Raw genomic sequence first — 25,596 nt, forward strand, 5'->3', positions numbered from 1 at the left:
CCTCTGTACCGCCTGTCGTCCTCTCATCGTCCGCACGGCGCGTCGTATATGGCGTCGCCAACGTGCCGCCGGTTGCCGCGCGAACGCGGCTTATCCGCGCGACTATAGGTTCTCGCGGACGGCCAGTCCACTCCCCGCTCGTCGCCACAGTCACGGCGATGTCACAGCCGCGCGACAGAATCATGGCCCATTTACGCTGCTCACCGGCGGCGCCCTGCTCCACGCTGCAAACCACGCAGCGCTCTCACGCCACGGCTGTGTCCTTTCAGGCCCGCTCACGCCGCGCATGCTGGCGGCGACGCCCTGCTGGCCCGGATGCGTTGTGCGCACCCGTAAGAAGAATTTCAACTACACGCTACGACCAACGCATGCAAAAGAAACAGATCATCCTGGCCATGCTCGGCGCACTGGCCGCTTTCGAGCAGGGCCACGTCTGGGCCAAGTCCGTCTCCAACGCGAGCTTCGAGGTGAGCAGCGGCACGACCACCAGCACCGCGCAGAGCCTCGGCGCGGGGGGCACGACCGGCACCGTCGACGCAACCGGCACCCTCGCGGTATCGGGCAGCACGGTGGCGATTACCGTGACCGGCGACGCCACCATCACCAACAACGGCACCATCACGCAAACCGGCACGGGCCGCGCGATCCGCGACAACACGGGCGGCCTGACGCTGACGGTCACCAACAACGCGGGCGCGACGATCCAGACCGCCGACGCCGACGTGATCCAGATGAACGAGCCGAACAGCAACATCACGTTCTATAACGCGGGCACGCTGACTTCGCTGAACGCATCGGCGGGCGGTTCGCAGGCGATCGACTTCAACGCCATCACCACCGGCACCAACATTCTGATCAACACGGCGACCGGTCTGATCCAGGCCAACGAGGCGGACGCCGTGCGTCCCGGCGTGAACGGCTACGTGTACAACGACGGCACGATCCGCTCGACCAACAACCCCGGCAGCACCGACGGCAGCGACGGTATCGACGCGCAAAGCAACAGCGGCATCACGATCGTCAACGCGACGACCGGCACGGCGACCACGCCGGGGACGGGTCTGATCGAAGGCGCGCGGCACGGCATCACGGGCGGCAATACCGACGTGACCACCGACGGCACCTTCACGATGAGCGTCACCAACAATCAGGGCGGCACGATCCAGGGTGACAACGGCTCGGGCATCAACATCGACGGTTTCAACGGCAACGAAGTGGTGACCATCGTCAACCACGGCACGATCACCGGCAACGGCGTCACCGCCGACGGCGACGGCGTGGACGTGGACGGCCTCGTCAACCTGACCAACACCGGCACGATCAAATCGCTGCACGCCTACGACGACACCAGCGAAGGCGTGACTGTCGGCGGCGGCACGATCGTCAACTCGGGCACGATCGAAGGCATCAACTCGGCGACCAATGCCGACGGCACGGCCAACACGGGGACGGGCCGCGGCATCACGCTGGCCGGTCTCGACAAGGACCCGACCACCGGCGACGCGATCCCCGTGCAAGGCATTTACGGCGACACGACCGTCACCAACAGCGGCCTGATCAAGGGCGACAGCGACTCGGGCATTGCCGTGACCGGCGCGGCGACCGCGTACTCGCTGACCATCACCAACCTGGCGGGCGGCGTGATCGAAGGCGGCGGCGCGACGGCAGCGGCGATCAGCACCGGCGCGCAAAACTCGACCGTGATCGACTACGGCACCATCACCGCCGACAGCAGCGGCCGCGCGGTCGATCTCGGCAGCGGCAACAGCACGCTGGAGATTCTCGGCGGCGCGGCCGTAATCAACGGCAGCATCTCGGGCGGCACCGGCACCAGCACGCTGACGATCATCCCCGGCGCGGGCAACAGCTTCACCTATCACGACTCGATCTCGAACTTCGCGAGCGTGTCGATCGGCGCGGGCACCGTCACGCTGTACGGCGCGAGCACCTATGTCGGCACGACCACGCTGAGCGGCGGCACGCTGGTGCTCGGCAACAGCAGCGCGATCGGCAGCGGCCAGCTCGACACGGCCGGGTCCGGCTCGGCGGTGGTGTATCTGAACGGCGTGGCGCTGGCGAACACGGTGAGCCTCGGCGGCGACACGACGCTCGAAGTGAACGGCACGGATACTGCGGCGCAAAACGGCGCGATCGGGCAGTCGGGCGGCAGCTACGGCATCGACAAAACCGGCACGGGCACGCTCGTGCTGAACGGCGCGAACACCTACACCGGCACGACCACGGTGCAGGCGGGCACGCTCCAGCTCGGCAGCAGCGCGTCAAGCACGGCCTCGCTGACCAGCGACGTGGACGTGGCATCGGGCGCGACGCTGTCCGGCTACGGCACGATCGACGGCGACGTGGACAACCAGGGCACGGTATCGCCGGGTAGCGGCGGCGGCAATCTCAGCATCACCGGCAATTACACGCAAAGCGCGGCCGCGACGTTGAGCGTCGGGGTCGGCAGCAATGCCGTCGCGACCGGCAACCTGAGCACCGACAGCGGCTACGGCCACCTTGTCGTCGGCGGCAGCGCGACGCTCGCGGCGGGTTCGTCAGTCGCGCTGGTGAATACCGGCTCGTATGGATTCGCGGCGGGCCAGCGCTTCGTCGTGATCGACGCGTCGGCGAGCGGCACGAACTACAACGAGAGCACGCTCGACTACTCGGCGCTCGGCTATAGCGGCCTGCTGTTCGGCACCGCCGTCGAGGTGGATGGCCGCAGCGATCTGGTGGTCAGCCTCGCGGGCCAGCCGGCCAGCTCGCTCGCGACGACGTCGAATGCCAACGCGTCGCTCGCGGGTCTCGCGAAATACACCGGCATCAGCGCGCAATTGCTGAACCTGTACAACGCGGCGACCGCACTGAGCCTCGGCTCGAGCGCGGCGGCCACCAAAGCGGGCGTGCAACTCAGCCCGGCCGCGCAGATGTCGCTGGGCCGCGCCGCCGCGGCGCCGACGCTCGACGCGCTGAACATCGTCAGCGGTCACGCCGACAGCCTGCGCCTCGCGCAGGCCGACAGCGCGACCGGCATCGCCACCGGCGATGCACCGCCCGCCTGGGGCGTGTGGGGCCAGGCGTTCGGCGGCCACGCGGGCCAGGGCGAGATGGACGGCGTGGACGGCTACAGCGCGAACTACGGCGGCCTGCTGCTCGGCGTCGACCGGTCGATCACCGACAACTGGCGCGCGGGCGGCGTGTTCAGCTATTCGAATACCGCCGTCAACAACACCGACAACAGCGCGGGCGATTCGACCCGCGTCAACGCGTACGGCCTGATCGGCTATGCGAGCTACAGCGGCAATCCGTGGTACGTGAACCTCGCGGCGGGCGCGGTGCTGCAACGCTACGACTCGACCCGCGTGGTCGATTTCACCGGCTTCTCGGGCGAAGCGAACGGCCAGTTCAACGGACAGCAATATGTGGCGAGCGCAGAGTTCGGCTATCCGCTCGCGGTCGGCAGCGGCATCACGCTGACGCCACTGGCGAGCCTGTCGTACAGCTATCTGCATCAGGGCTCGTACACGGAAAGCGGCGGCAACGGCGCGGCATTGGCCCTCGATTCCGCGCATACCACGTCCGTGCGCAGCAACGCGGGCCTGAAGCTGGAGAAGGGCTTCTCAAGCCGTTACGGCGACATCGTGCCGTATCTGCAGGCGCAATGGACCCACGAGTACGACCACTCGCGACTGGTGACGGGCGCAAGTTTCGCCGCCGATCCGACCGGCGGGAGCGCGTTCACGACGGTCGGCGCGACGCCGATTGCCGATTTCGCGGATATCCAGTTGGGCGTGACCTTGCTGCGCGCGAACAATCTGAGCCTGACCGCCCGCTATGAAGTGCAGGCGGGTTCGCACTTCCTCTCGCAGACCGGTTCGTTGAAACTGCGTCAGATGTTCTAGGCGGTACGCGTTCACGCTGTTCGAAGGGTTGGTGCGATGCGATTGACGCGATTGGTGTGGCGCGGGTGGCTTGTTCGGCTTGTGCAATTTGTACGGCTTGTACCGCTTGTGCGGCTTGTGCGGCCTCTGCAACTTGCACGGCCCGTGCAGTTTGCGCAGCTTCGTTGTCGGGCCGCGTCGGTTTTGCAAACCGGCGCGGCCAGGCTTCGCGCCTCGATGACGATGACGGCTCATGCACGTCACCGTGCACGTCACCGCTCCTCACTATCGCGGCTGGGCAGCTTTCTCGTCGCGCTGCTGCTCACCGGTTGCGCGCTGCCCGATCGCAACGAACGCGCCAATGCACTGGCCGCCAATGCTGGTCTTCAGCGTGAACAGATTCACACCCGCCCTTTCGAGCTGACCGCGTTCACGCGTATCGCACGCGTCGACCGGCCGCTCACCGTCTATATCGAAGGCGACGGACTCGCGTGGATTTCCCGCAGCGAGCCGTCACTCGATCCTACGCCGCGCGCGCAGAGGCTCGCTAACGGTCAGCGCATGAGCATGATGCGAATCGAACACGCGCCTGATCACCGGAACCCGTAGACCAGCACTTTCTTCCCTTCCAGACTCACCTGCACACCCTCCCAGCAGCCGGACACGCCGGACGTCTCGCAGACCGTTCCATCAGCCGCATTGGCAGCGCCAGGCACATATTCGGTGGCGATGATCGCCTGGACATCGCTCGCATCGCCGTCGACGACCATCTGCAGATCCAGCTCCACACCGTTGTCGTACTTGATCGTCATGTTGCCGGTGCAATCGGAATTCACCTTGTAGCTGCCGTTCTGTGCCGGATTGAAACTCACCTGCCCGCCTTTAGGCGTTCCGTTGACATTGCCGAAGTCGGTTCGCGCGATATGGCCGTTGCCGTCGAAGTTGACCAGCGCGACATCGTCGAGCGGCACGGGCGTGGTGAACGGATGCAGCAGTTTGTTCGCATCGAGCAGACCGAGAACCTCCCCTTTCGCGCTGAACCCATACGGGCCTCTTAGCGTCTGGTTCGAACAGAGACCTGCGGCCGACGCTGTTCCGCCAAAAGCCAGCAGTGCAACAGCGGTTGCCGAAAGAACACTCAAACGATGGCTATTCATGATCATCTCCTTATCGGTGGCCGGATGGCGTAATCGTTATAGACCGTGCTGGCGGCAACGTCGGACGCGGTTCCCGGCGCGCGTGACGCGAGAAAACGCGGGCAATCCGCGCGGGCATTACGGTCGCCATGCCGATGCACGCGCCAACACCCTTCGCGGCGACGCGACAGTTAACGATTTCTTCAGACTGAATCAATAGAGAGGTTGAGTGACTGCGCGCACTATCGGACTCCAGCGGGTGCGTTTGCCCGCTGCTGTTATTTCAACCCGGGTAGGAAAGGAGTGAACAAAATGAAAGCTCTACGACTTGCGGCGATCTGCGCAGTTGCTGCATTGACTGGCAGCGCCTGGGCGCAAAACGCGCCAGCCCCGACGACGGACACCCTGTCGGACACCTCGGCCGCGCCACCCTCGGCGGACGTCGGTGGAGTGGGAAATGCAATGGGTTCGGGCGCTGGCATTCCGGCGACGAGCCGACAGCAGGTCTATCAGGATCTGATCCATTCGGAGCAATCCGGCGAGCAGGCGCGTTTGATGCATGACCTGTATCACGGCAACTGAACACTGCGCGACGCAACCAGGCGGCACCACGGAACACCTCGTGCGTCAAAGGCCAATCCGCTTCTCGACACTGCGAAAACGTCCCATCGACCTGAACCGTCTGAACCAGGGATTGGTCCTCAGTTCGCACATGCGCGGCGAACGTTCAGCCAGCGACGCTTCGAGCCAGCGAAACATCGGCTCGGGCTGCGCGAGCCGCGCATAGAGTTCGGCGAACAGAAACGGCGAGATATAGCGCTCCGCCGCGCGCGCCGTCAGATCGCGCAAATACCACTGCAACACGTCGCGATAACCGCCTGCGTCCCACGCTTCACGGATCTTTTCCGCGCGCGCGAATGCGTTGCTGCAGAACAGGGCTTCGACGGTGGCCTCGACGGCGTCGTCATAGAGACCGCGAATCTCGAACGCGGTCGCCACCAGTTGATGCACCAGCGGTGAATGCGCGCGCCGTTCGTGTAGGCAGTATTCGGCGATCGCTTCGTCGTACTGGCCCGATTGGACCAGACCGAACACACGCGAGCCTTCGAAGCCGATCGGATCGGCCCGCTCGGCCCGTTCGAATTGCGCGCGGCCTTCGGCATCGCGGCCTTGCACCAGCAAAAGGCGTGCATAAAGGCGGCTGGTTTCCGCATGCGACGGGTTGATCCGCAACGCTTCGAGAAACTCGGCCTCGGCAGATCGCCAGTCCCAGTCGTAGAAATAGTGCACGCCCGCCAGCGCCTGATGCGCTTCGGGCAAATTCGCGTCGAGTTGCAACGCGTGCAGCGCAGCTTCGCGCGCTCGCGGATAGCCGTCTTTCGGCGCATAGAAACCGTGCGCCGCCGTCGAACCGAACACGTTCGACAAGCCGACATAACCCAGCGCATAAGTCGGATCACGCTCCACCGCGCTTTCGAAATAAGCCAGCGCGCGCACGAAATCCTCGTCACTCAACGCGTGATGCGCGGCGAAGCCCGCATCGAAATGCACGCGACGGGTCCAGTAAAAACGGCCGCGCAACCAGTCGTCGTGCGCGGCGGGATTGATCGGCGAGCGCCGGCTCAGCGGATGCAATCCCGGCGTGGTCAGTGCGGCCATCACGTCTCGCGCGAATGCGGACCGCACTTCCCGGCAAATGTCGAAATGAGCTTGCGACACAGGTTCGTACGCGGCGCTCCATACCTGCACCTGATCCATGCAGCGCACGAGTTGAGTGAGAATCCGCATCTGCGCTCCGTCGATGGCGACCGAACCTTCCAGAATGTAATCGAGCGACAGGTGGCGGCCGATATCGGCGATACCGTGCGTGATGGTCCGGTACTGAGCCGCGGTGGTTCGCGCGATCACGAGCACATGGGCCGGGTCCACCGCACCGATGGCCGCCGATACTTCGTCGGCGAGCGCATCGCAAAACGGGTCGAGCGCGCGGTTGGTCGTGTGATTCGAGAACGGCAGCACCAGCATTCGCAACGCGTCGCCAGGCAGCGACACCACCTCTTCGCCCGCCGACGGCGTGACATTCAGCCGATACCCTTTGCCTTTGACCGTGACCAGATACTCCGGCTGATCCGGCGACTCGCCCAACGCGACGCGAATCTTGCGGATCGCCGTGTTGATGCCGTTATCCGTTTCACGAAACGCGCTGCCGCCCCATAGCGAACGCGCAATGTCGGCGCGCGTCACCAGTTGTTCGTGACGCAGCGCCATCATGATGAGCAGTTCCATCGGCTGCCGCTCAAGCGGAATCTGCACGCCGCCGCGCCGCAATTCATAGCGCTCGACATCGAGTTCGATATCGGCGATCCGGAAGATCGAACGCGTATTCATTCGGAGCCAGCCGACAGCGACGCGCCCCTCCGTGTGCGTGCGATTTGCGATGAAGCGTCACGATTCATTCCGAACGAGGCGGTGAACGCGAACATCGCGCACGCGACAATCGGCAGTGCAGGCGCGATCGAGGAGCGCAGATGAGCCGACAGCAGGCTCGCGACGAGCGGCGCGATGCCCATCGGAATCGCGAGGCCCAGATTGATTGCCATCGCGAGACCGCTGAACCGCACATCGACGGAAAACATTTCGGCGATTGCACACGCATAAGTGCCGTTCACGAACGACGCGACGACAGCCGCCGCCGAAAACAGCAGCGTGAGACTCGCGACATGTGCATGAACGGCGAGATAGAAAAGCGGCGCGAACACCATCCACATGACAGTGCCCGCGCGAAACACATAGCGTCGCGGGATGCAGTCGCCGAGACGGGCGGTTGCAAGGATGCCGAAAGAAATCAGCAGCACATAGAACAATTGCGCGCGGGCAATCGACGCCGAATCGTAATGCAATGCCTGCAACCACGCAGGCAAATGCGCGACCAGCAGTCCGCCCGACACGCCGACGAGAGACGCCGCCGCGACACCGCGCACCGTCGGCGCGAGTTGCGCGGAGAACAGCACGCGCAAAGGCTCGTTGCTGTGCGCGCGAAATTCGCGGATGTACTCATCGGTTTCGGTCAGATTGCGGCGCAGAAAGAAACTGGCGAGACCAAACACGCCGCCTGCGAGAAAGCCGATGCGCCAGCCGTACATGTCGATCTGCGCGGGTGTGAGCAGCATATGAAGCAGCAGATTGCCGCCTGACGCAAGCAGCAACGCGATATTCACCGCAAAAAACACCACCCCACATAAGAGCCCGCGTCGCGCATGGGCTGTTTCGACCGCGTAAATCACTGCGCCGGGCAACTCTCCGCCGAGACAAAACCCCTGTGCGATCCGCAGCAGAATCAACAGGACAGGCGCCGCGATTCCAAGCACCGCGTAAGGTGGAATGACACCGATCAGCAGCGTGGAAATACCCGCGATCATCGCCGATGCAGCGAATACGAGGCGGCGGCCGTAAAGATCGCCGAGCCGTCCGAGCAGCATGCCGCCCGTGAGCCTCGCCACCTGGCCCGTCGCGAGTACGAGAAACGACAGCGTCGCCGGTGCAATACCCGTGGATGCAGAGAAGAAGGCCCGGCCGATGTTCTGCGCGAAAAAACCGTAAATGACGAAGTCGAAGACTTCGAGCGCGCCGCCCGTGCTGGCGATCGCGATCATCCAGCGTTGGTGGGCGCTCATGCGCCCGTTGTACGAAGCGGTTGATTCGTGAGCCATGCCGAACCCCGATCGCAAATAACCAGGCCGCGCCGGATAACTGGGCGCCACCGGCTATCGTGCGCGCCACGCCTGTCCGCTGCCGGACAATTTATCTACAGAATAGGTCGGGAGATTCGCAGGGCACAGGTTTTTGTGCCTGTTTGATGGGCGATTTCGCACGCTCGCCGTGGAGCGCGTAAAGAAAAATTCGATGCGCCAAATCACTACACGGCAATTGCGAATGATCGCGCGAATGATCAGGATAACCAATTTCAGATCGCGCACAACCATGGTGCTTCTGGTCGTCTGCGCACGGGATGTTATCGAGCGTCCTGTTTCATCTGCGTGCCGTGAATGACCCCAAAAAAAACGCCCGCCTGCGGGAATCGCAGGCGGGCGGTTTCGCGACTTCATTGCATCACATCGCGCTTTACTGCGTCGTGGTTCCTGCCGTCTGCGCAACCGCAGGCGCGCTATAAAGCGGCGCATCCGGCGCACGTTCCTTGTCGCCGGAATGTTCGATCCAGCCGCCGCCGAGGTATTGATACAGATCGACGAGGTTGGTCAACCGCGACAACGAAGCGGTAATCAACGACTGTTGCGCGGAATACAGATCGGTTTGCGCGGTCAGCACCGTCAGATAATTGTCGACGCCGTTGCGGTACCGCAGATCCGACAAGTCATAGCGGCGCTGCTGCGACTGCGCATAAGCCTGCAAATCCGCGATCTGCCGGTCGTACGTACCGCGTGCCGCGAGACCGTCGGCCACTTCACGGAACGCCGTCTGGATCGCTTTTTCATACTGCGCGATCGCCACGTTCTTTTCGAGGTGCGCGAGATCGAGGTTCGCCTTGTTCGCGCCGCCGCTGAAAATCGGCACCGTGATCGTCGGGCCGAAATTCCACGCAGCCTGGCCGGGCTTGAACAGCGTGCCCAGACTCAGGCTCGCGGCACCTGCGCTACCAGTCAGCGAGATGCTCGGGAAAAACGCCGCGCGCGCCGCGCCGATGTTCGCGTTATAGCCCTTCAGCGTCGCTTCCGCTTCCATAATGTCGGGGCGGCGTGCGAGCAGATCCGACGTCAGCCCCGCCGGAATATCGGCGAGCAGGTTCTGGTCGGACAGCGGCAAGCCGGCGGGCAGATCGGCCGGCAGCGGTTCGCCGACCAGCAGCACCAGCGCATTTTCGGCCTGCGCGCGCGAGCGCTGCTGGCTTTCGTAGTTGGCTTGCGCCTGCTGCATCGTGCCGGCCGCTTCACGCAGATCGAGTTCCGAGCCCGTGCCGTTGTCGAATTCAAGCTTGGTCAGCTTGTACGAATTCGTCGCGACGTCGAGCGTCGATTTCGTCACCTTCAACATGTCGTCGTAGGCGACCATCGTCAGATACTGATCGGCGACGCTCGACACCAGCGCGATTTCGGCGGCCTTGCGCGCCTGCGCGGTCGACAGATACGTCTGCATCGCCTGCTCGGACAGGCTGCGTACCTTGCCGAACAGATCCAGTTCCCACGACGCGCTGCCTTCGGCCACGTACTCGCTGGAGGTCGTCGCGTAACCCACGTACGACAGGTTTGCCGGCGTGCGGGTGCGCGTGCCGGTGCCGGACGCAGATAATGTCGGCAGCAGGTTCGCGCGTTCGACGCGGTACTGGTCGCGCGCTTCGGCCACCTGAAGCACCGAGACGCGCAAATCGCGGTTGTTATGCAGCGCGAGCTGGATGATGCTCTTCAGACGCGGGTCGTTGAAGAAATCGCTCCAGCCGATATCGGCGGCCGCGCGCCCCTGCGCGCTGCGCCCGTTAGCGCCCTGCGCCGACGACGACGCGTCCGGCTGCGTGTCGTACACGCCGCCTTTCGGGAAGCTGCTGGACACCGGCGCGTCCGGCCGGTGATACGTCGGAGCCAGCGTGCAGCCGCCCGCCAATGCCGCGACTGCGAGCACGATCAGTGCGTGTTTCTGCATGTCAATGTCCTTCGTGCTTCGCGTCGTCGAGCTTCGGCGCGTCGTCACTGGAGAATTTGGAACGGATCACGACGTAGAACATCGGGATCATGAAAATCGCGAAGAAGGTCGCCGTCAGCATCCCGCCGATCACGCCGGTGCCGATTGCGTGCTGGCTCGCGGAGCCCGCGCCGTTGCTGATCGCAAGCGGGAACACGCCGAGAATGAACGCGAGCGATGTCATCAGAATCGGGCGCAGTCGCAGACGCGCTGCTTCGATGGCCGCTGCAACCGGCGACATCCCCTGCTCCATCTGCAATTCGCGGGCGAATTCGACGATCAGAATCGCGTTTTTCGCGGACAACCCGACGGTGGTCAGCAAGCCGACCTGGAAGAACACGTCGTTCTCCAGACCGCGCAACGTGACCGCGAGCAGTGCGCCGATCACGCCGAGCGGCACCACCATGATCACCGCGAACGGGATCGACCAGCTTTCATACAGCGCAGCCAGACACAGGAACACGACGAGGATCGAGATGCCGTACAGAATCGGCGCCTGCGAGCCCGACTGACGCTCCTGGAACGACAACCCGGTCCAGTCGTAGCCGATACCTGCGGGCAACTTCGCGGCGAGCTTCTGCATCTCGTCCATCGCCTGGCCGGTACTCTTGCCGCCGCCTGCCGCGCCCTGAATTTCCACTGCCGAAATACCGTTGTAGCGTTCGAGCTTCGGCGAACCGTAAGTCCATTCACCCGACGCGACCGCCGAGAACGGCACCATCGAACCGGAGCTACCGCGCACGTACCACTTGCTGACGTCTTCCGGGTTCATGCGGAATTTCGCGTCGCCCTGCATGTAGACCTTCTTGATCCGGCCGTCCGTATCGAGGAAGTTGTTCACGTATGCGGAAGCCCACGCAATCGAGAACGTCTGGTCGATATCGGCGACGGACACACCGAGTGCTTCCGCTTTTTCGCGGTCGATGTTCACCTTGAACTGCGGCGTGTCGCTCAGACCGTTAGGACGCACCAGCGCGAGCGACGGATCTTTGGCCGCCATGCCGAGCAACTGGTTACGCGCGTTCATCAGCGCTTCGTGGCCGAGACCCGCGTTATCGGTGAGTTCGAAGTCGAAGCCCGAAGCCGTGCCCAACTCGGGAATCGACGGCGGATTCACCGCGATCACCGTCGCGTCCTTATACGACCCGTAATGCGCGAACGTTCTGCCGACCAGCGCCTGCACCTTCTGATCCGCGCGCTGACGTTGCGAGTAATCCTTCAGGCGCACGAACACGAGACCCGAGTTCTGACCACGCCCTGCGAAGCTGAAGCCGTTTACCGTGAACACGGAATCGACAACATCTTTCTCCTTGCTGAGCATGTAGTCGGAGATGTTCTTCAGCGTCTTTGCCGTGGTTTCCTGCGTCGATCCCGGCGGTGTCTGCACGATCACGAACATCAGGCCCTGGTCTTCGTCAGGCAGGAACGACTTCGGCAGCTTCACAAACAGCACGCCGACCGCTGCGATCACCGCGAGATAAATGATCAGCCAGCGGCCCGAACGTTTGATCACGTGTTGCACGCCGCCGTGATACTTGTCGCGGCTCGAATCGAACGTACGGTTGAACCAGCCGAAAAAGCCCTTCTTTTCTTCGTGATGGCCTTGCGGGATCGGCTTGAGAATCGTCGCGCACAACGCCGGCGTCAACACCAGTGCGCACAGCACGGACAACACCATCGCCGCGACGATCGTCAGCGAGAACTGGCGGTAAATGGCGCCGACCGAGCCGCCCGAGAATGCCACCGGCACGAACACCGCCGACAGCACCAGCGCCACGCCAACCAGCGCGCCGGTAATCTGGCCCATCGCTTTACGCGTGGCTTCGCGAGGCGATAAGCCTTCTTCCGCCATCACCCGCTCGACGTTTTCCACCACCACGATCGCGTCGTCCACCAGCAGACCGATGGCCAGCACGAGCCCGAACATCGACAGCGTGTTGATCGAGAAGCCCGCCACGTTCATGATCGCGAACGTGCCCAGCAGCACCACCGGCACGGCGATCGTCGGGATCAACGTAGCGCGCAGGTTCTGCAGGAACAGGTACATCACCAGGAACACCAGCACGATGCCTTCGAGCAGCGTCTTCACGACTTCTTCAATCGACTGCTTGACGAACGGCGTGGTGTCGTACGGGTAATTCACCTTCAGACCGTGCGGGAAATTCTTCGACAGCTCGGCAAGCTTCGCGCGGACCGCGGCTGCGGTTTGCAACGCGTTCGCGCCGGTAGCGAGCTGAATACCGAAGCCTGCGGTCGGCTGACCGTTGAACTTGGTGTCGAAGTTGTAGTTTTCACCGCCGAGGTCAACGTGACCGACGTCGCGAATCCGCACCTGCGAGCCGTCCTGATTCACCTTCAGCAAGACGTTGCCGAACTGCTCGGGCGTCTGCAACAACGTCGCCTGCGTGATCGTGGCCTGCAACACCTGGCCCGGCACCGACGGCGTGCCGCCGAGCGAGCCGCCCGCGATCTGCACGTTCTGGTTGGTCAACGCCGTTTCGACATCCACCGGCGTGAGGCTGTACTTGTTGAGCTTGTCTGCATCGAGCCACACGCGCATGGCGAACTGCGTGCCGAACAGCTGCACCGTACCCACGCCGTCAACCCGGCTCACCGGATCTTCGATGTGCGACGCGACGTAGTTCGCGAGGTCGTAGCGGTCCATGCTGCCGTCCGTCGAAACGAACGCCATCACCATCAGGAAGCTGCTGCTCGACTTCGTGACCTTGGTGCCCTGCTGCTGCACGGCTTCAGGCAGCAACGGCGTGGCGAGTTGCAGCTTGTTCTGCACCTGCACCTGCGCGATGTCGGGATTCGTGCCCGCCGCGAACGTCAGCGTGATGGTGGCGGTACCCGAGTCGTCCGAGGTGGACGACAGATACAGCAAGTGGTCGAGACCGCTCATCTGCTGCTCGATCACCTGCGTGACGGTGTTTTCCACCGTTTTCGCCGATGCGCCCGGATAGGTGGCGCTGATCTGCACCGAAGGCGGCGCGATGGTCGGATACTGCGCGACCGGCAGATTGAAAATCGACGCGACACCCGCGAGCATCAGGATGATCGCGATCACCCATGCAAAGATCGGTCGATCAATAAAAAATTTTGCCATCAGACGCTCCGCTTATTGCGCGGCGGATGCGGGCGTGGCCGGCATCTGCGCGTCGACAGTCTTCACGGTCATGCCCGGCGTCACCTTCGCGGTGCCCTGCACGATCACGCGATCGCCTTCCTTCACGCCGCTCTCGACGATCCAGTTCGAACCGTCGGTGCCCGACGTGACCAGTTGACGCAATTCGACCTTGTTATTCGCGTCGACCACGAGCGCGGTCGGATTGCCCTTCTGATCGTGCGTCACGCCAATCTGCGGAACCACGATGGCGTTTTCGTTGACGCCTTCCTGAATCTCCGCGCGCACGAACATGCCGGGCAGCAGGATGTTTTTCGGATTCGGGAAGGTCGCGCGAACCGTCACGGAGCCGGTCGTCTGATCGACCGTCACGTCGGAGAATTTGAGCGTGCCGGGCAGGTCGTACGCGCGGCCGTCTTCGAGAATCAGCTTGATCTTCGCCGCATCCGGGCCGGTGGTTTTCAGACGCCCTTCCTGCATATCGCGGCGCAATTTCAGTCCGACGAGACTCGACTGCGTCAGGTCGACATAGACGGGATCGAGTTGCTGCACGGTCGAAAGCACAGTAGCCGAACTCGTCTGCACATAAGCGCCCACCGTCACCGCCGATTTGCCGATCTGTCCGGTGATCGGCGACGTGATGTCCGTATAGCCGAGGTTGATCTGCGCGGTTTCGACCGCAGCCTTGCCGGCGGCGACGTCCGCAGCATCCGAGCCTTCGGCGGCGACCGCGTTGTCGTAGTCCTGCTTGCTGACCGCGTTGGCCGCGACCAGCACCTTGTAGCGCTGCGTTTGCGCATGCGCGGACACCAGCGTGGCCTGCGCCTTCGCGAGCGTGGCCTTCGCGCTATCCAGCGAGGCGATGTACGGAGCCGGATCGATCTGATAGAGATGCTGTCCTGCTTTCACCTGGCTGCCTTCCACGAATTCCCGCTTCAGCACGATGCCGTCCACGCGCGCGATGATCTGCGCAACGAGGAACGCGCTGACCCGGCCGGGCAATTCGACGACCACCGGAACCGGCGTGGGTTTAGCGACAACGATGCCTACTTCGGGAACCTGCGCAGCGGGTGCCGCGGGCTTCTCGCCGCAGGCGGCGACAAACGACACGGCGGCCAGCGCCGCGACAAGACGAATGGAAAACGGATGCAGGGGATTGAGCATGGACGACCTGAAAAGAGTTGGACAGGAGCCGCCGCGCACGCGAAATGAACAAGCAAAAGCACGCACGGACGCGTCAGGGGACCGACAATAGTGGAGATCGCGCGAGGCTGGGTTACTGCTGCAAACCGTCAGTAAGATTCATTAATGAAACAGCCAGGACCGCTCAATTAAGATGCAACGGTGTTTAAACCGGCAGCAGTGTCCAGGTGCTTTTGCGCACCGGGATTCGCTGGAAAGGCGAAGTGAAGGATGAGACGGACCAGGCAGCAGGCGCTCGATACGCGCGCCAGAATCATCGACGCGGCAGAGCGCGCGTTCTTTTTGCGCGGCGCGACGCGCACGTCGCTGGACGACATAGCAAAGGAAGCCGGCGTGACGCGCGGCGCGGTGTACGGCCACTTCAAGAACAAGGAGGCCGTGTTTCACGCGATGTTCGAGTGTTCCGATTTGCCGCTCGACCCGTTCGCGATTGCGCCGTGCAATAGCGACGACGATCCGCTGAGTCAGTTAAGAGCCGATCTTCATCGGCGTCTGCGCGACGCATTGCAGGTCACGCACGCGCGGCGTCTCTACAGCATTGCGTTTACCAAATGTGAAAGCGCACCGGAGACGCTGCAGTTCTGCGAGCGCATTCATATGGCCGGCGTGCGGGCCGAGACGCAGATCGAAGCGGCGTTGAATTGCGCGGTGCGTCGTGGTCAACTGCGTGACGATCTCGATACGAAGCAGGCGGCAGCGTTCATTCACGCAGCGCTGAGCGGCTATTTTCGCAAGCGGTTGATGATGCCGTGCGCGAGTACCGACTCGGAGATCGAGCAGATCGTGGAGATTGCGTTGCGTTGTATCGATTGTGTGTCGATTGGCAATGCAGGGCGTAATTAACTGTAAACCAGGCTAATACGCTGTTACCGGTTTGATGACTGTCGGGAGAGGGTTATCGTCGAGCCTGGCTACTTCTGGATCCGCCAGGCTGCGACAATATGGCGCATGTCGATGCGCTTCAGGCTGCGGCGTGCACGCGATCGTAGAACTCGTCGATCTCGGCGACTGCGCGATGCTCGAGCGTATGAATTGCCATGAGCGGATCGATTTTCAGCTTGGGGATGGTGAGTTCGTCACCGGCGGGCGCGCCTTCTGCGCTGTTGCCGTCAATGCGCTCGATGCTCGAGCGGCACACCCACTGCACGCCCTGTTCGTCTGCTGCTACGTCTACGTTGACCCGAAAACCACGATGCTCTAATGCCACATTTCCTCCGGCATACTGCTTGATTGAAAGTACTCGACTGCTGGTGCGGCGAGAAAGGTGCCAAGCGTAGCACGGAGGAAAAATTCGTTCAGTGGCGCGGGCAGCGCGAAGGGTTTTTGTAATTTAGCGGGATTTCGCTTTGTAATGTGAGGGAATCCTCACCCCGGCACCCGCACCCATCCCTCCATCAAAACGCGCGCGCTCCGGCTCATGATCGCCTTGGTGACGGTCCATTCGCCGCCTTCCTGCCGAGCCTCCGCGCCCACGCGCAACGTCCCCGACGGATGCCCGAATCGCACGGCCTCCCGCTCGCCGCCGCCAGCCGCGAGATTCACCAGCGTCCCTGAAATCGCAGCGGCCGTGCCGATTGCAACCGCTGCCGTACCCATCATCGCGTGATGCAGTTTGCCCATCGACATCGCTCGTACCAGCAAATCGATATCGCCTGCCGCCACCTGCTTGCCGCTCGACGCCACATAGTCAGCGGGCCGCGCGACGAACGCGACCTTCGGCGTGTGCTGCCGTGTCGCGATTTCGTTCAGATCCTTGATCAGGCCCATTCGCAACGCACCATGTGCGCGAATCGTTTCGAACATCGCGAGCGCTTTTTCGTCGCTATTGATCGCGTCCTGCAACTCGGTGCCTGTGTAGCCGAGCGCGTGCGCCTCCACGAAAATGGTGGGGATGCCCGCGTTGATCATCGTCGCCTTCAACGTACCGACGCCCGGCACGTCGAGATCGTCGACCACATTGCCAGTCGGGAACATCGAGCCGCCCGCGCCTTCTTCTTCCGCGGCCGGGTCCATGAATTCGAGTTGCACTTCGGCAGCGGGAAACGTGACGCCGTCCAGTTCGAAGTCGCCGGTTTCCTGCACGGCGCCGTCGGTCATCGGCACGTGTCCGATAATCGTCTTGCCGATGTTGGCCTGCCAGATGCGCACAGTCGCAACGCCGTCGCGCGGAATACGGCTCGCGTCGACCAGCCCCGCGCTAATCGCAAACGGCCCCACCGCAGCGGAAAGATTGCCGCAGTTGCCGCTCCAGTCGACAAAAGCTTTATCGATCGATACCTGCCCGAACAGGTAGTCCACATCGTGATCGGGCCTGCTGCTTTTGGCGATGATCACCGTCTTGCTGGTGCTCGACGTCGCGCCGCCCATGCCGTCGATCTGCTTGCCATACGGATCGGGGCTGCCAATCACGCGCATCAGTAGCGCGTCGCGCGCGGCGCCCGGCACCTGCGCGGCTTCGGGCAAATCCTGCAAGCGGAAGAACACGCCTTTGCTGGTGCCGCCACGCATGTAGGTGGCCGGAATTTTGATCTGTGGTCGATGGGCCATGACAATCGCATCCTGATGAGATAAGCGGGCGGCAGGCGCTTAAGCGCATATCGCCCTGTCTTGCGTTACGTAATTACGTTGGTCGCCGAACGGCATGCAGCCATTCAGGCCGCCGCCTTCGACGACTCGAGAAAGTCCTGCGCAAAGCGTTGCAACACGCCGCCGGCTTCGTAAATAGACACCTCTTCCGCGGTGTCGAGGCGACACGTCACCGGCACGTCCACACGCTCACCGCTCTTTCGATGAATCACCAGCGTCAGGTCCGCGCGCGGCGTGCGCTCGCCGATCACATCGAAAGTTTCGGTGCCGTCGATGCCGAGTGTCAGCCGGTTCACGCCCGCCTTGAATTCCAGCGGCAACACGCCCATGCCGACCAGGTTCGTGCGGTGAATCCGTTCGAAGCCTTCCGCCACAATCGCTTCCGCACCGGCAAGACGCACGCCCTTGGCCGCCCAGTCGCGCGACGACCCCTGGCCATAATCGGCCCCGGCAATCACGATCAGTGGCTGCTTGCGTTCCATGTAGGTTTCGATCGCTTCCCACATCCGCGTGATCGTGCCTTCGGGTTCGATGCGCGCCAATGACCCGGCCTTCACCTTGCCGTCTTCGAGCACCATCTCGTTCTTCAACGTGGGGTTCGCAAAAGTCGCGCGTTGCGCGGTCAAATGATCGCCACGGTGAGTCGCGTACGAATTGAAATCCTCTTCAGGCAAGCCCATTTTCGCGAGGTATTCGCCTGAAGCACTGTCAGGCAGAATCGCGTTCGACGGCGACAGGTGATCGGTCGTGATGTTGTCGCCGAGCACGGCAAGCGGACGCATGCCCTTCAATGTGCGCTCGCCTGCAAGCGCACCTTCCCAATACGGGGGACGTCGAATGTACGTGCTCATTTCGCGCCAGTCGTAAAGCGGATTGGCCTTCTCACCGGTATCGACGGAAACGGCAAACATCGGTTCGTACACTTTACGGAATTGCTCGGGCTTCACGCTCGCCGCGACGACTGCATCGATCTCTTCATCGGTCGGCCAGATGTCTTTCAACGTCACCGCATGACCGTCGGCGTCGATACCGAGTACGTCTTTCTCGATGTCGAAACGGATCGTGCCTGCAATCGCATACGCGACCACTAGCGGCGGCGATGCGAGAAAAGCCTGCTTCGCATACGGATGAATACGTCCGTCGAAATTGCGATTGCCGGACAGCACGGCAGTCGCATACAGATCGCGCTCGATCACCTCTTTCTGGATGACCGGGTCCAGCGCGCCGGACATTCCGTTACACGACGTACACGCATAAGCGACCACGCCGAAGCCGAGCTTCTCCAGTTCGGGCAGCAAGCCGGCTTCTTCCAGATACAACGTCACCGCTTTCGATCCCGGCGCGAGCGAAGTTTTGGCCCACGGTTTGCGGGTCAATCCGCGCCGGTTCGCGTTACGCGCGATCAAACCCGCCGCGATCATGTTGCGGGGATTGTTGGTATTCGTGCAGCTCGTAATCGCCGCGATGATCACCGCGCCATCGGGCATCAGGCCAGGCTCGTTCTCGACCTTGCCGCTAATCCCGCGCGCCGCCAGATCCGCAACCGGCAAGCGTCGATGCGGATTCGACGGACCAGCCAGCGTACGCACCACGCTCGACAGATCGAAGCTCAGCACGCGCTCATATTCGGCGCGCTTCAACGTATCGGCCCACAAGCCGGTTTCCTTCGCGTACGTCTCGACCAGTTTCACGAGTTCATCGTCGCGACCCGTGAGCTTGAGGTACTTGATGGTCTGTTCGTCGATATAAAACATCGCGGCCGTCGCGCCGAATTCGGGCGCCATGTTCGCGATCGTCGCGCGGTCGCCGAGCGTCAGTTTGCTCGTGCCTTCGCCATAGAATTCGAGGTACGCGCCGACTACTTTTTCTTTACGCAGGAATTCGGTCAGCGACAGCACGACGTCGGTTGCGGTAATACCTTCACCGGGCTTGCCGGTGAGTTCCACGCCGACGATATCCGGCAGCCGCATATACGACGCGCGACCGAGCATCACGCTCTCGGCTTCAAGTCCGCCGACACCGATCGCGATTACGCCGAGCGCGTCGACCATCGGCGTATGCGAGTCGGTACCGACCAGCGTGTCGGGAAACGCCACGCCGTCTTTCACCTGCACGACCGGACTCATCCGTTCGAGATTGATCTGATGCAGGATGCCGTTGCCCGGCGGAATCACGTCGACATTCCTGAACGAGCGCTTTGTCCAGTTGATGAAATCGAAACGGTCTTCGTTGCGGCGATCTTCGATTGCGCGGTTCTTGTCGAATGCATCGGGATCGAAACCGCCGCACTCGACCGCGAGCGAATGGTCAACCACGAGTTGCGTCGGCACGACCGGATTCACCATCGCAGGGTCGCCGCCTTGCGCAGCGATCGCATCGCGCAAACCGGCGAGATCGACCAGCGCGGTCTGCCCGAGAATGTCATGACACACCACGCGCGCCGGAAACCACGGAAAATCCAGTTCGCGCTTGCGTTCGATAATTTGCGTGAGCGACGCAGTCAGCGTGGCGGGATCGCAGCGGCGCACGAGATTCTCGGCCAGCACGCGCGACGTGTACGGCAATGTGTCGTAAGCGCCGGGCTGGATTGCATCGACCGCAGCACGCGTATCGAAGAAGTCCAGCGAGGTGCCGGGAAGGCGTTTGCGGTTTGCAGTATTCATGGCGTAGTGAAAACAGTATTGATCCGGGGACGATGGCGGCGGCCATTCGCAATCCGCCGAGCCTTTTTTCCAGCGGGATTGCGCTGGTGGATCAGTCGGACAGTCTGGGTAGTTTATCGCTGGTTGACGCGTAGCCGGTTGAGCGTTTCGCTGCTCAGGCGGCGGCTTGGCGATCACATCCGTTTCCGCAAAAAACAGCCCTGGCCCGGGGTATTGACGAGCCAAGGCCTAACTTCGTTGCATCGCCGTTTCCGGACATGCAATCGAGGAGAAACGCCGCGCGATTAAACGCGTTTGGCAAGCGGCACGTACTTCAAATTCTCAGGTCCGGTGTAGTTCGCGCTGGGTCGGATGATCTTGTTGTCGACCCGCTGCTCGATGATGTGCGCGCTCCACCCGGCCGTGCGCGCGATCACGAAAATCGGTGTGAACATCGCCGTCGGCACGCCCATCATGTGATACGACACCGCGCTGAACCAGTCGAGATTCGGGAACATTTTCTTCGCGTCCCACATCACCGATTCGAGCCGCTCGGCGATGCTGAACAGCTTCGTGTTGCCCGCCTCTTTCGACAGCTTCTTCGCCACGTCCTTGATGACCACGTTGCGCGGATCGGAGATCGTGTACACCGGATGGCCGAAGCCGATCACCACTTCCTTGTTCTCGACGCGCCTGCGGATATCGGCTTCCGCTTCGTCGGGCGTCTGATAGCGCGACTGGATCTCGAACGCGACTTCGTTGGCGCCGCCGTGCTTCGGGCCGCGCAATGCGCCGATGGCACCGGTGATCGCCGAGTAAATGTCGGACCCCGTGCCTGCAATCACGCGCCCCGTGAAGGTCGACGCGTTGAATTCATGCTCTGCATACAGGTTCAACGACACATGCATCGCATCGACCCAAGCCTTCGACGGCTCGACGCCATGCAACAGATGCAGGAAATGGCCGCCGATCGAATCGTCGTCGGTTTCGACCTCGATGCGCTTGCCGTTGTGCGAGTAGTGATACCAGTACAGCAGCATCGAACCGAGCGACGCCATCAGCTTGTCGGCGATATCGCGCGCGCCCGGCAGATTGTGGTCGTCCTTCTCCGGCAGCACGGTGCCGAGCACCGACACGCCGGTGCGCATCACGTCCATCGGATGCGCGGCGGCGGGAATCCATTCGAGCGCGGCCTTGACGTTGGCGGGCAGGCCGCGCATGCCTTTGAGTCTGGTTTTATACGCCTGAAGCTCGGCCTGCGTCGGTAGCTTTTCGTGGACCAGCAGATACGCGATTTCTTCGAATTCGCACGCGCTCGCGATGTCGAGAATGTCGTAGCCGCGATAGTGCAGATCGTTGCCGGTCTTGCCGACCGTGCACAGCGCGGTGTTGCCCGCCGTCACGCCGGACAGGGCGACGGATTTTTTGGGCTTGAACGCGCCCGCGGCCGGCGTGCTGTTGTCTGCTTCGCTCATGTGCATGTCTCCAGATTTGTGGGGGTAGCGTTAGCTCTGGAACCTTTAAATGCAAAGAATGGGCCAGCCTCGCCCACGCGCGCTAAGTGCCTGATTTCATGAAAGACGGCCTGACGGCACCGCCCGCGCGCGATTTCACAAATGGAATTTCGATTTCAAATTTGAAATGGACGCGCGCATAATGATGAACCCTTCCAAGCCTCTCGCGAGCCGCCCGCCTTGAGCACAACTCCGTTCGAATCCGCCCAGCGCCCGCGCATCTGGGCGTTGAGCATCAGCCGTCTGCGCGATCTGTTTTTCGACATCGCGGGCGAGTACGTCGAACGCGCGGATCTGCGCATCGTGTCGCACGCTTTCGAAGACGCGGTGCGCGAGATCGAAGGCGCGGGCGCGGGTCGTCCCGATGTCGTGATCGCGGGCGGCTCGAACGGCGCCTATCTGAAAACGCGTGTGTCGGTGCCCGTCGTGCGGATCAACCCGACCGGCTTCGACGTGATGCATGCGCTCGCCCGCGCGCGGCGTGATGGCGCGAAGGTCGCGCTGGTCACGCACGGCAATGCGCCCGACGAAGTACAGCGCTTCACTTCCGCGTATGCGCTCGATGTCACGTTCGCGTCGTACCAGTCGGCTCAGGACGCGGAGAGCGTCGTGCTCGATCTGCGCGATCGCGGGGTCGACGTGGTGGTCGGCCCTGGACTCGTCACCGATCTCGCAGCCAACGCGGGCATGGGCGCGGTGTTTCTCTATTCGCGCGCGTCGGTGCGCACCGCGTTCGACACGGCGCTCGAAGTCGCGCAGGCCACGCACCGCGAGTCGGTGCGTCGGCAGCGGCTCGACAATCTGCTGCAACATCTGCGCGACGGCGTCGTCGCACTCGACGCGCAAGGCCGCGTCGAAGCGATGAATCAGCGCCTCGCCAGCGTGCTCGGCATCGACGCGACGAACGCCGTGGGCCGCGCGCTGCTCGATCTCGCGCCCGATCTCGCCGGCAGTCTGCCGGACGCGGACGGCGACACGTTCTGCACGGTACGTGGCGCGAGCTACGTCGTGCATCGCGGACCGCTCGCCACCAGCGGCGCAGCGGCCGGAACCGTGCTGACGTTTCAGGAATCGCGCGCTGTCGAACGGCTCGATCGCACGTTGCGTTCGCGGCAACGCGTGCAGCAGTTCAGCGCGCGTTACCGGCTCGGCGATATCGTCGGCGCATCGGAATCGATCGAACGAGTGCGGACTCTCGTGCAACGCTACGCGAGGTCCGACGCTACCGTGCTGATTCTCGGCGAGAGCGGAACCGGCAAGGAAATGGTCGCGCAGAGCATGCATCAGTTGAGCGCGCGGCGCGACTTCGCGTTTGTCGCGATCAATTGCGGCGCGTTTCCCGAAGCATTGCTGGAAAGCGAATTATTCGGCTATGAAGAAGGCGCATTCACCGGCGCGCGCAAAGGCGGCAAGGCGGGACTGATCGAAGTCGCGCATCGCGGCACGCTGTTTCTCGACGAAATCGGCGAAATGCCGTTGTCGTTGCAAAGCAGACTGTTGCGCGTGCTACAGGAACGTGAGGTGGTGCGGCTCGGCTCGACGGAGCCGATGCGCGTGGATATTCGCGTCGTCGCGGCGACGCATCGCGCGTTGACCGAAGGCATCGCGGCGGGCAGTTTTCGGGCCGATCTCTATTACCGGCTCAATATTCTCAGCATCGCGTTGCCGCCGCTGCGCGAACGTCCTTCCGACCTGCTGCCGCTCGCCGTCGACTTGCTGCTGCAAGCCGCGACGCGCGAGCCGAGGCTCGCGGCGCGCCTGCCCGATGCAGCCGCCGCCGAACGCGTGCTCGCGACGCTTGCCGCGCCGTTGCGGCGTTATACGTGGCCGGGCAATGTGCGCGAGTTGCAGAACGTGATCGAACGGATTGCGGTCGAACTCGCCGATGCGGATACGTTGCCCGCAGGCGAAGCGGTTTTCACGCGCGACATGCTACGCACCGTCGCGCCCGAAATAATCGAACAGCAGGCGCGCACGAAACAGACTCCGCTGACGTTGCGCGAAAGCAGCCGTCACGTGGAGGCCGATCAGATTCGCGCTGCGCTCGGAGCGTGAAGGCGATCGCGATGCGGTGTGCAAGGCACTGGGTATCAGCAAAACGACGTTGTGGCGCAAGCTGAATGCGGGACGCGGCGAATAAAGGCCGCGTTGCCATCGGCCGCCGGGTGTCTCTCCCGGCGAGAGAAAGTGATGGCACTCCTACGGAAAAGCTTGTTGTGATTTTTCCGATGGCTTATTGAAACTTTCCGAATACCCGCCGGCTCGAAAAAGCCGGCTCCTTTCCTGCCCATCTCCCTCCCCTCCAGCCCCACGCACACGGCATGTGCGGCCGTCTGTCCATGCCCGCCGTCCACGTATTTTTTCATTCGATGTGCATACGCAACACGCTCGGGTATTCCCGCATTGGCCCTTCATTGTCAGATTGCTTACAGTTCGATCGTTCGCTTTACGAATCTCGGTTCTAGATACGAACATTTTCAAATAAATAATTTATCGAAGTCCCGGTCGCCCGACTTCTCGCAGATCGAATTTGGAGAACGCAGCATGAAGCACACCATCACCATGACCCGGATCGCGTTCGCAGTTGCAGCATTCGCCAGCGCTCCCGTTTTCGCGCAAAGCAACGTCACGCTGTACGGTATCGTCGATAACGGCATCGGCTACCAGAGCAGCCAGGCGCCGACGCTCGGCGCGACTTCGGGCGGCCGGTCGAACACGAAGATGGTGCAAGGGGTATGGGCGGGCAGCCGCTTCGGCCTGAAGGGTTCGGAAGATCTCGGCGGCGGCACCAAGGCCATTTTCCAGCTGGAGTCGGGCTTCAATTCGGCGACCGGCGGCGCCCAGTTCACCAACGCGCTGTTCGGCCGTCAGGCGTGGATCGGCGTGACGAACAACAGCTACGGTACGTTCCAGGCAGGCCGCCAGTACACCGCGTACTACACGATGCTGTCGCCATATAGCCCGACCACGTGGCTCACCGGTTTCTACGGCGCGCATCCGGGCGACCTCGACGCGCTCGATACGATCTACCGCGCGAGCAACTCGCTGGTCTATACGTCGCCGAAATGGTACGGCTTCACGTTCAGCGGTTCGTATTCGCTCGGCGGCGTGCCCGGCAGCTTCAACAGCGGCTCGACGTGGAGCGGCGCGGCGCAGTACATCAACGGTCCGGTCGGGATTGCGGTCGGCATCATGCGAATCAACAATTCGACGCCAGGCGGCGGCGACTGGGGCACGGCGTCGACGGCGGGCAACAACGGCCAGCAGGTCGGCGTGTCGGCGGTGACGAACGGTTACCGGACGGCGCAGGCGCAACAGCGCTTCGCGGTCACGGGCGGTTATAACTTCGGCAACGGCTGGGATATCTCGGGCGCGTATTCGAACGTGCAGTACATTCCGGGTGTCGGCTCGAGCTTCCACGATACGGCGATCTTCAACACGGGCGGGCTCGTGCTGCACTGGAAGCCGTCGGTCGTGTGGGATTTCGCAACCGGCTACAGCTACACTCGTGCGACGCGCGCCAACGGCATCACGAGTTCCGCGCAGTACCAGCAGGTCAATCTGTCCGAGTATTATTCACTGTCCAAGCGTACCGGCCTTTATGCGTTGCAGGCATTCCAGCGCACCAACGGCAATACGCTCGGCAACGCAGGCGCAGGACATGTCATCAGCGCCACGGCAACGATCGGCGACGGCTTCCAGAGCGCGCCGTCCTCGTCGCGCAGCCAGTTTGCCGCGGGCGTAGGCATCGTGCACCGCTTCTAAAACGGCGTACGATCTATAAGAAAGAAAAGGCTCGTATTGACGGGCCTTTTC

15 protein-coding genes and 1 pseudogene are annotated in these 25,596 nt (G+C 62.6%); 6 read left to right on the forward strand and 10 right to left on the reverse strand.

The annotated features are described in order from the left end of the window. The first annotated feature begins 368 nt into the window (after positions 1 to 368). Together ABH945_RS26510 and ABH945_RS26515 are read left to right on the forward strand one after the other, a co-directional pair. Positions 369 to 3,902 carry an autotransporter domain-containing protein gene (locus ABH945_RS26510; protein ID WP_429252498.1) on the forward strand — a complete coding sequence of 1,178 codons (3,534 nt, stop codon included), beginning with the start codon at positions 369 to 371 and terminating at the stop codon, positions 3,900 to 3,902. A 216-nt stretch (positions 3,903 to 4,118) separates the two neighbouring features. Continuing rightward, on the forward strand, positions 4,119 to 4,490 hold the full coding sequence (locus tag ABH945_RS26515; protein WP_429252499.1) for a hypothetical protein: 372 nt from the start codon (positions 4,119 to 4,121) through the stop codon (positions 4,488 to 4,490). Here ABH945_RS26515 and ABH945_RS26520 read toward each other — a convergent pair. Then, positions 4,475 to 5,038, reverse strand: a complete 564-nt coding sequence (locus ABH945_RS26520) for a hypothetical protein (RefSeq protein ID WP_429252500.1) — start codon at positions 5,036 to 5,038, stop codon at positions 4,475 to 4,477. The genes ABH945_RS26515 and ABH945_RS26520 overlap by 16 nt on opposite strands. Positions 5,039 to 5,329: 291 nt before the next feature. Here ABH945_RS26520 and ABH945_RS26525 point away from each other — a divergent pair, with 291 nt between their 5' ends. After that, the gene (locus tag ABH945_RS26525; RefSeq protein ID WP_074767446.1) at positions 5,330 to 5,599 is read left to right on the forward strand and encodes a hypothetical protein; all 270 of its coding nucleotides are present in this window, start codon (positions 5,330 to 5,332) and stop codon (positions 5,597 to 5,599) included. Between the two features lie 45 nt (positions 5,600 to 5,644). Here the strand turns inward: ABH945_RS26525 and ABH945_RS26530 are convergent, their stop codons facing one another. The 5 genes from ABH945_RS26530 to ABH945_RS26550 all read right to left on the reverse strand — a co-directional run bounded on the left by ABH945_RS26530 (position 5,645) and on the right by ABH945_RS26550 (position 14,999). Then, entirely contained in the window at positions 5,645 to 7,405 is a 1,761-nt protein-coding gene (locus ABH945_RS26530; RefSeq protein ID WP_429252501.1) for a winged helix-turn-helix domain-containing protein, read from the reverse strand. Beyond that, entirely contained in the window at positions 7,402 to 8,727 is a 1,326-nt protein-coding gene (locus tag ABH945_RS26535) for an MFS transporter (protein WP_429252502.1), read from the reverse strand. The genes ABH945_RS26530 and ABH945_RS26535 overlap by 4 nt, the downstream gene beginning before the upstream one ends. Before the next feature lie 412 nt (positions 8,728 to 9,139). Continuing rightward, complete coding sequence (locus ABH945_RS26540; protein ID WP_429252503.1) at positions 9,140 to 10,669, reverse strand: efflux transporter outer membrane subunit; 1,530 nt, start codon at positions 10,667 to 10,669, stop codon at positions 9,140 to 9,142. A gap of 1 nt (position 10,670) precedes the next feature. Next, positions 10,671 to 13,817, reverse strand: a complete 3,147-nt coding sequence (locus tag ABH945_RS26545; RefSeq protein ID WP_074767438.1) for an efflux RND transporter permease subunit — start codon at positions 13,815 to 13,817, stop codon at positions 10,671 to 10,673. 12 nt (positions 13,818 to 13,829) lie between these two features. After that, positions 13,830 to 14,999, reverse strand: a complete 1,170-nt coding sequence (locus tag ABH945_RS26550) for an efflux RND transporter periplasmic adaptor subunit (RefSeq protein WP_429252504.1) — start codon at positions 14,997 to 14,999, stop codon at positions 13,830 to 13,832. Positions 15,000 to 15,248: 249 nt separating this feature from the next. Here ABH945_RS26550 and ABH945_RS26555 point away from each other — a divergent pair, with 249 nt between their 5' ends. After that, positions 15,249 to 15,881 (forward strand): TetR family transcriptional regulator, encoded by a 633-nt coding sequence (locus ABH945_RS26555; protein ID WP_429252505.1) that lies wholly within the window; start codon positions 15,249 to 15,251, stop codon positions 15,879 to 15,881. 118 nt (positions 15,882 to 15,999) lie between these two features. Here ABH945_RS26555 and ABH945_RS26560 read toward each other — a convergent pair whose 3' ends face one another. From ABH945_RS26560 to prpC, 4 genes are all read right to left on the reverse strand, one after another. After that, positions 16,000 to 16,245 (reverse strand): hypothetical protein, encoded by a 246-nt coding sequence (locus ABH945_RS26560; RefSeq protein WP_074767432.1) that lies wholly within the window; start codon positions 16,243 to 16,245, stop codon positions 16,000 to 16,002. A 158-nt stretch (positions 16,246 to 16,403) separates the two neighbouring features. After that, on the reverse strand, positions 16,404 to 17,585 hold the full coding sequence (gene prpF / locus ABH945_RS26565) for a 2-methylaconitate cis-trans isomerase PrpF (RefSeq protein WP_429252506.1): 1,182 nt from the start codon (positions 17,583 to 17,585) through the stop codon (positions 16,404 to 16,406). Between the two features lie 104 nt (positions 17,586 to 17,689). Continuing rightward, entirely contained in the window at positions 17,690 to 20,287 is a 2,598-nt protein-coding gene (acnD, locus tag ABH945_RS26570) for a Fe/S-dependent 2-methylisocitrate dehydratase AcnD (RefSeq protein WP_074767428.1), read from the reverse strand. A gap of 284 nt (positions 20,288 to 20,571) precedes the next feature. Continuing rightward, complete coding sequence (gene prpC / locus ABH945_RS26575) at positions 20,572 to 21,741, reverse strand: bifunctional 2-methylcitrate synthase/citrate synthase (RefSeq protein WP_429252507.1); 1,170 nt, start codon at positions 21,739 to 21,741, stop codon at positions 20,572 to 20,574. A gap of 219 nt (positions 21,742 to 21,960) precedes the next feature. Between prpC and prpR the strand changes: the two are divergent. Both prpR and ABH945_RS26585 read left to right on the forward strand, forming a co-directional pair. Then, a pseudogene (prpR, locus tag ABH945_RS26580) lies at positions 21,961 to 23,920 on the forward strand (propionate catabolism operon regulatory protein PrpR). Positions 23,921 to 24,324: 404 nt separating this feature from the next. Next, the gene (locus ABH945_RS26585) at positions 24,325 to 25,545 is read left to right on the forward strand and encodes a porin (RefSeq protein ID WP_074767420.1); all 1,221 of its coding nucleotides are present in this window, start codon (positions 24,325 to 24,327) and stop codon (positions 25,543 to 25,545) included. The last annotated feature ends 51 nt before the right edge of the window (positions 25,546 to 25,596 follow it).

Source organism: Paraburkholderia sp. GAS333, from assembly GCF_050435665.1.
GTDB classification, from domain to species: Bacteria; Pseudomonadota; Gammaproteobacteria; order Burkholderiales; family Burkholderiaceae; genus Paraburkholderia; species Paraburkholderia fungorum_A.

Excerpts from the sequence above, each read along its gene's own strand:
- ABH945_RS26510 (WP_429252498.1), top strand. The coding sequence starts at position 369 with ATGCAAAAGAAACAGATCATCCTGGCCATGCTCGGCGCACTGGCCGCT.
- ABH945_RS26515 (WP_429252499.1), top strand. The coding sequence starts at position 4,119 with ATGACGATGACGGCTCATGCACGTCACCGTGCACGTCACCGCTCCTCA.
- ABH945_RS26520 (WP_429252500.1), bottom strand. The coding sequence starts at position 5,038 with ATGAATAGCCATCGTTTGAGTGTTCTTTCGGCAACCGCTGTTGCACTG.
- ABH945_RS26525 (WP_074767446.1), top strand. The coding sequence starts at position 5,330 with ATGAAAGCTCTACGACTTGCGGCGATCTGCGCAGTTGCTGCATTGACT.
- ABH945_RS26530 (WP_429252501.1), bottom strand. The coding sequence starts at position 7,405 with ATGAATACGCGTTCGATCTTCCGGATCGCCGATATCGAACTCGATGTC.
- ABH945_RS26535 (WP_429252502.1), bottom strand. The coding sequence starts at position 8,727 with ATGGCTCACGAATCAACCGCTTCGTACAACGGGCGCATGAGCGCCCAC.
- ABH945_RS26540 (WP_429252503.1), bottom strand. The coding sequence starts at position 10,669 with ATGCAGAAACACGCACTGATCGTGCTCGCAGTCGCGGCATTGGCGGGC.
- ABH945_RS26545 (WP_074767438.1), bottom strand. The coding sequence starts at position 13,817 with ATGGCAAAATTTTTTATTGATCGACCGATCTTTGCATGGGTGATCGCG.
- ABH945_RS26550 (WP_429252504.1), bottom strand. The coding sequence starts at position 14,999 with ATGCTCAATCCCCTGCATCCGTTTTCCATTCGTCTTGTCGCGGCGCTG.
- ABH945_RS26555 (WP_429252505.1), top strand. The coding sequence starts at position 15,249 with ATGAGACGGACCAGGCAGCAGGCGCTCGATACGCGCGCCAGAATCATC.
- prpF (WP_429252506.1), bottom strand. The coding sequence starts at position 17,585 with ATGGCCCATCGACCACAGATCAAAATTCCGGCCACCTACATGCGTGGC.
- acnD (WP_074767428.1), bottom strand. The coding sequence starts at position 20,287 with ATGAATACTGCAAACCGCAAACGCCTTCCCGGCACCTCGCTGGACTTC.
- prpC (WP_429252507.1), bottom strand. The coding sequence starts at position 21,741 with ATGAGCGAAGCAGACAACAGCACGCCGGCCGCGGGCGCGTTCAAGCCC.
- ABH945_RS26585 (WP_074767420.1), top strand. The coding sequence starts at position 24,325 with ATGAAGCACACCATCACCATGACCCGGATCGCGTTCGCAGTTGCAGCA.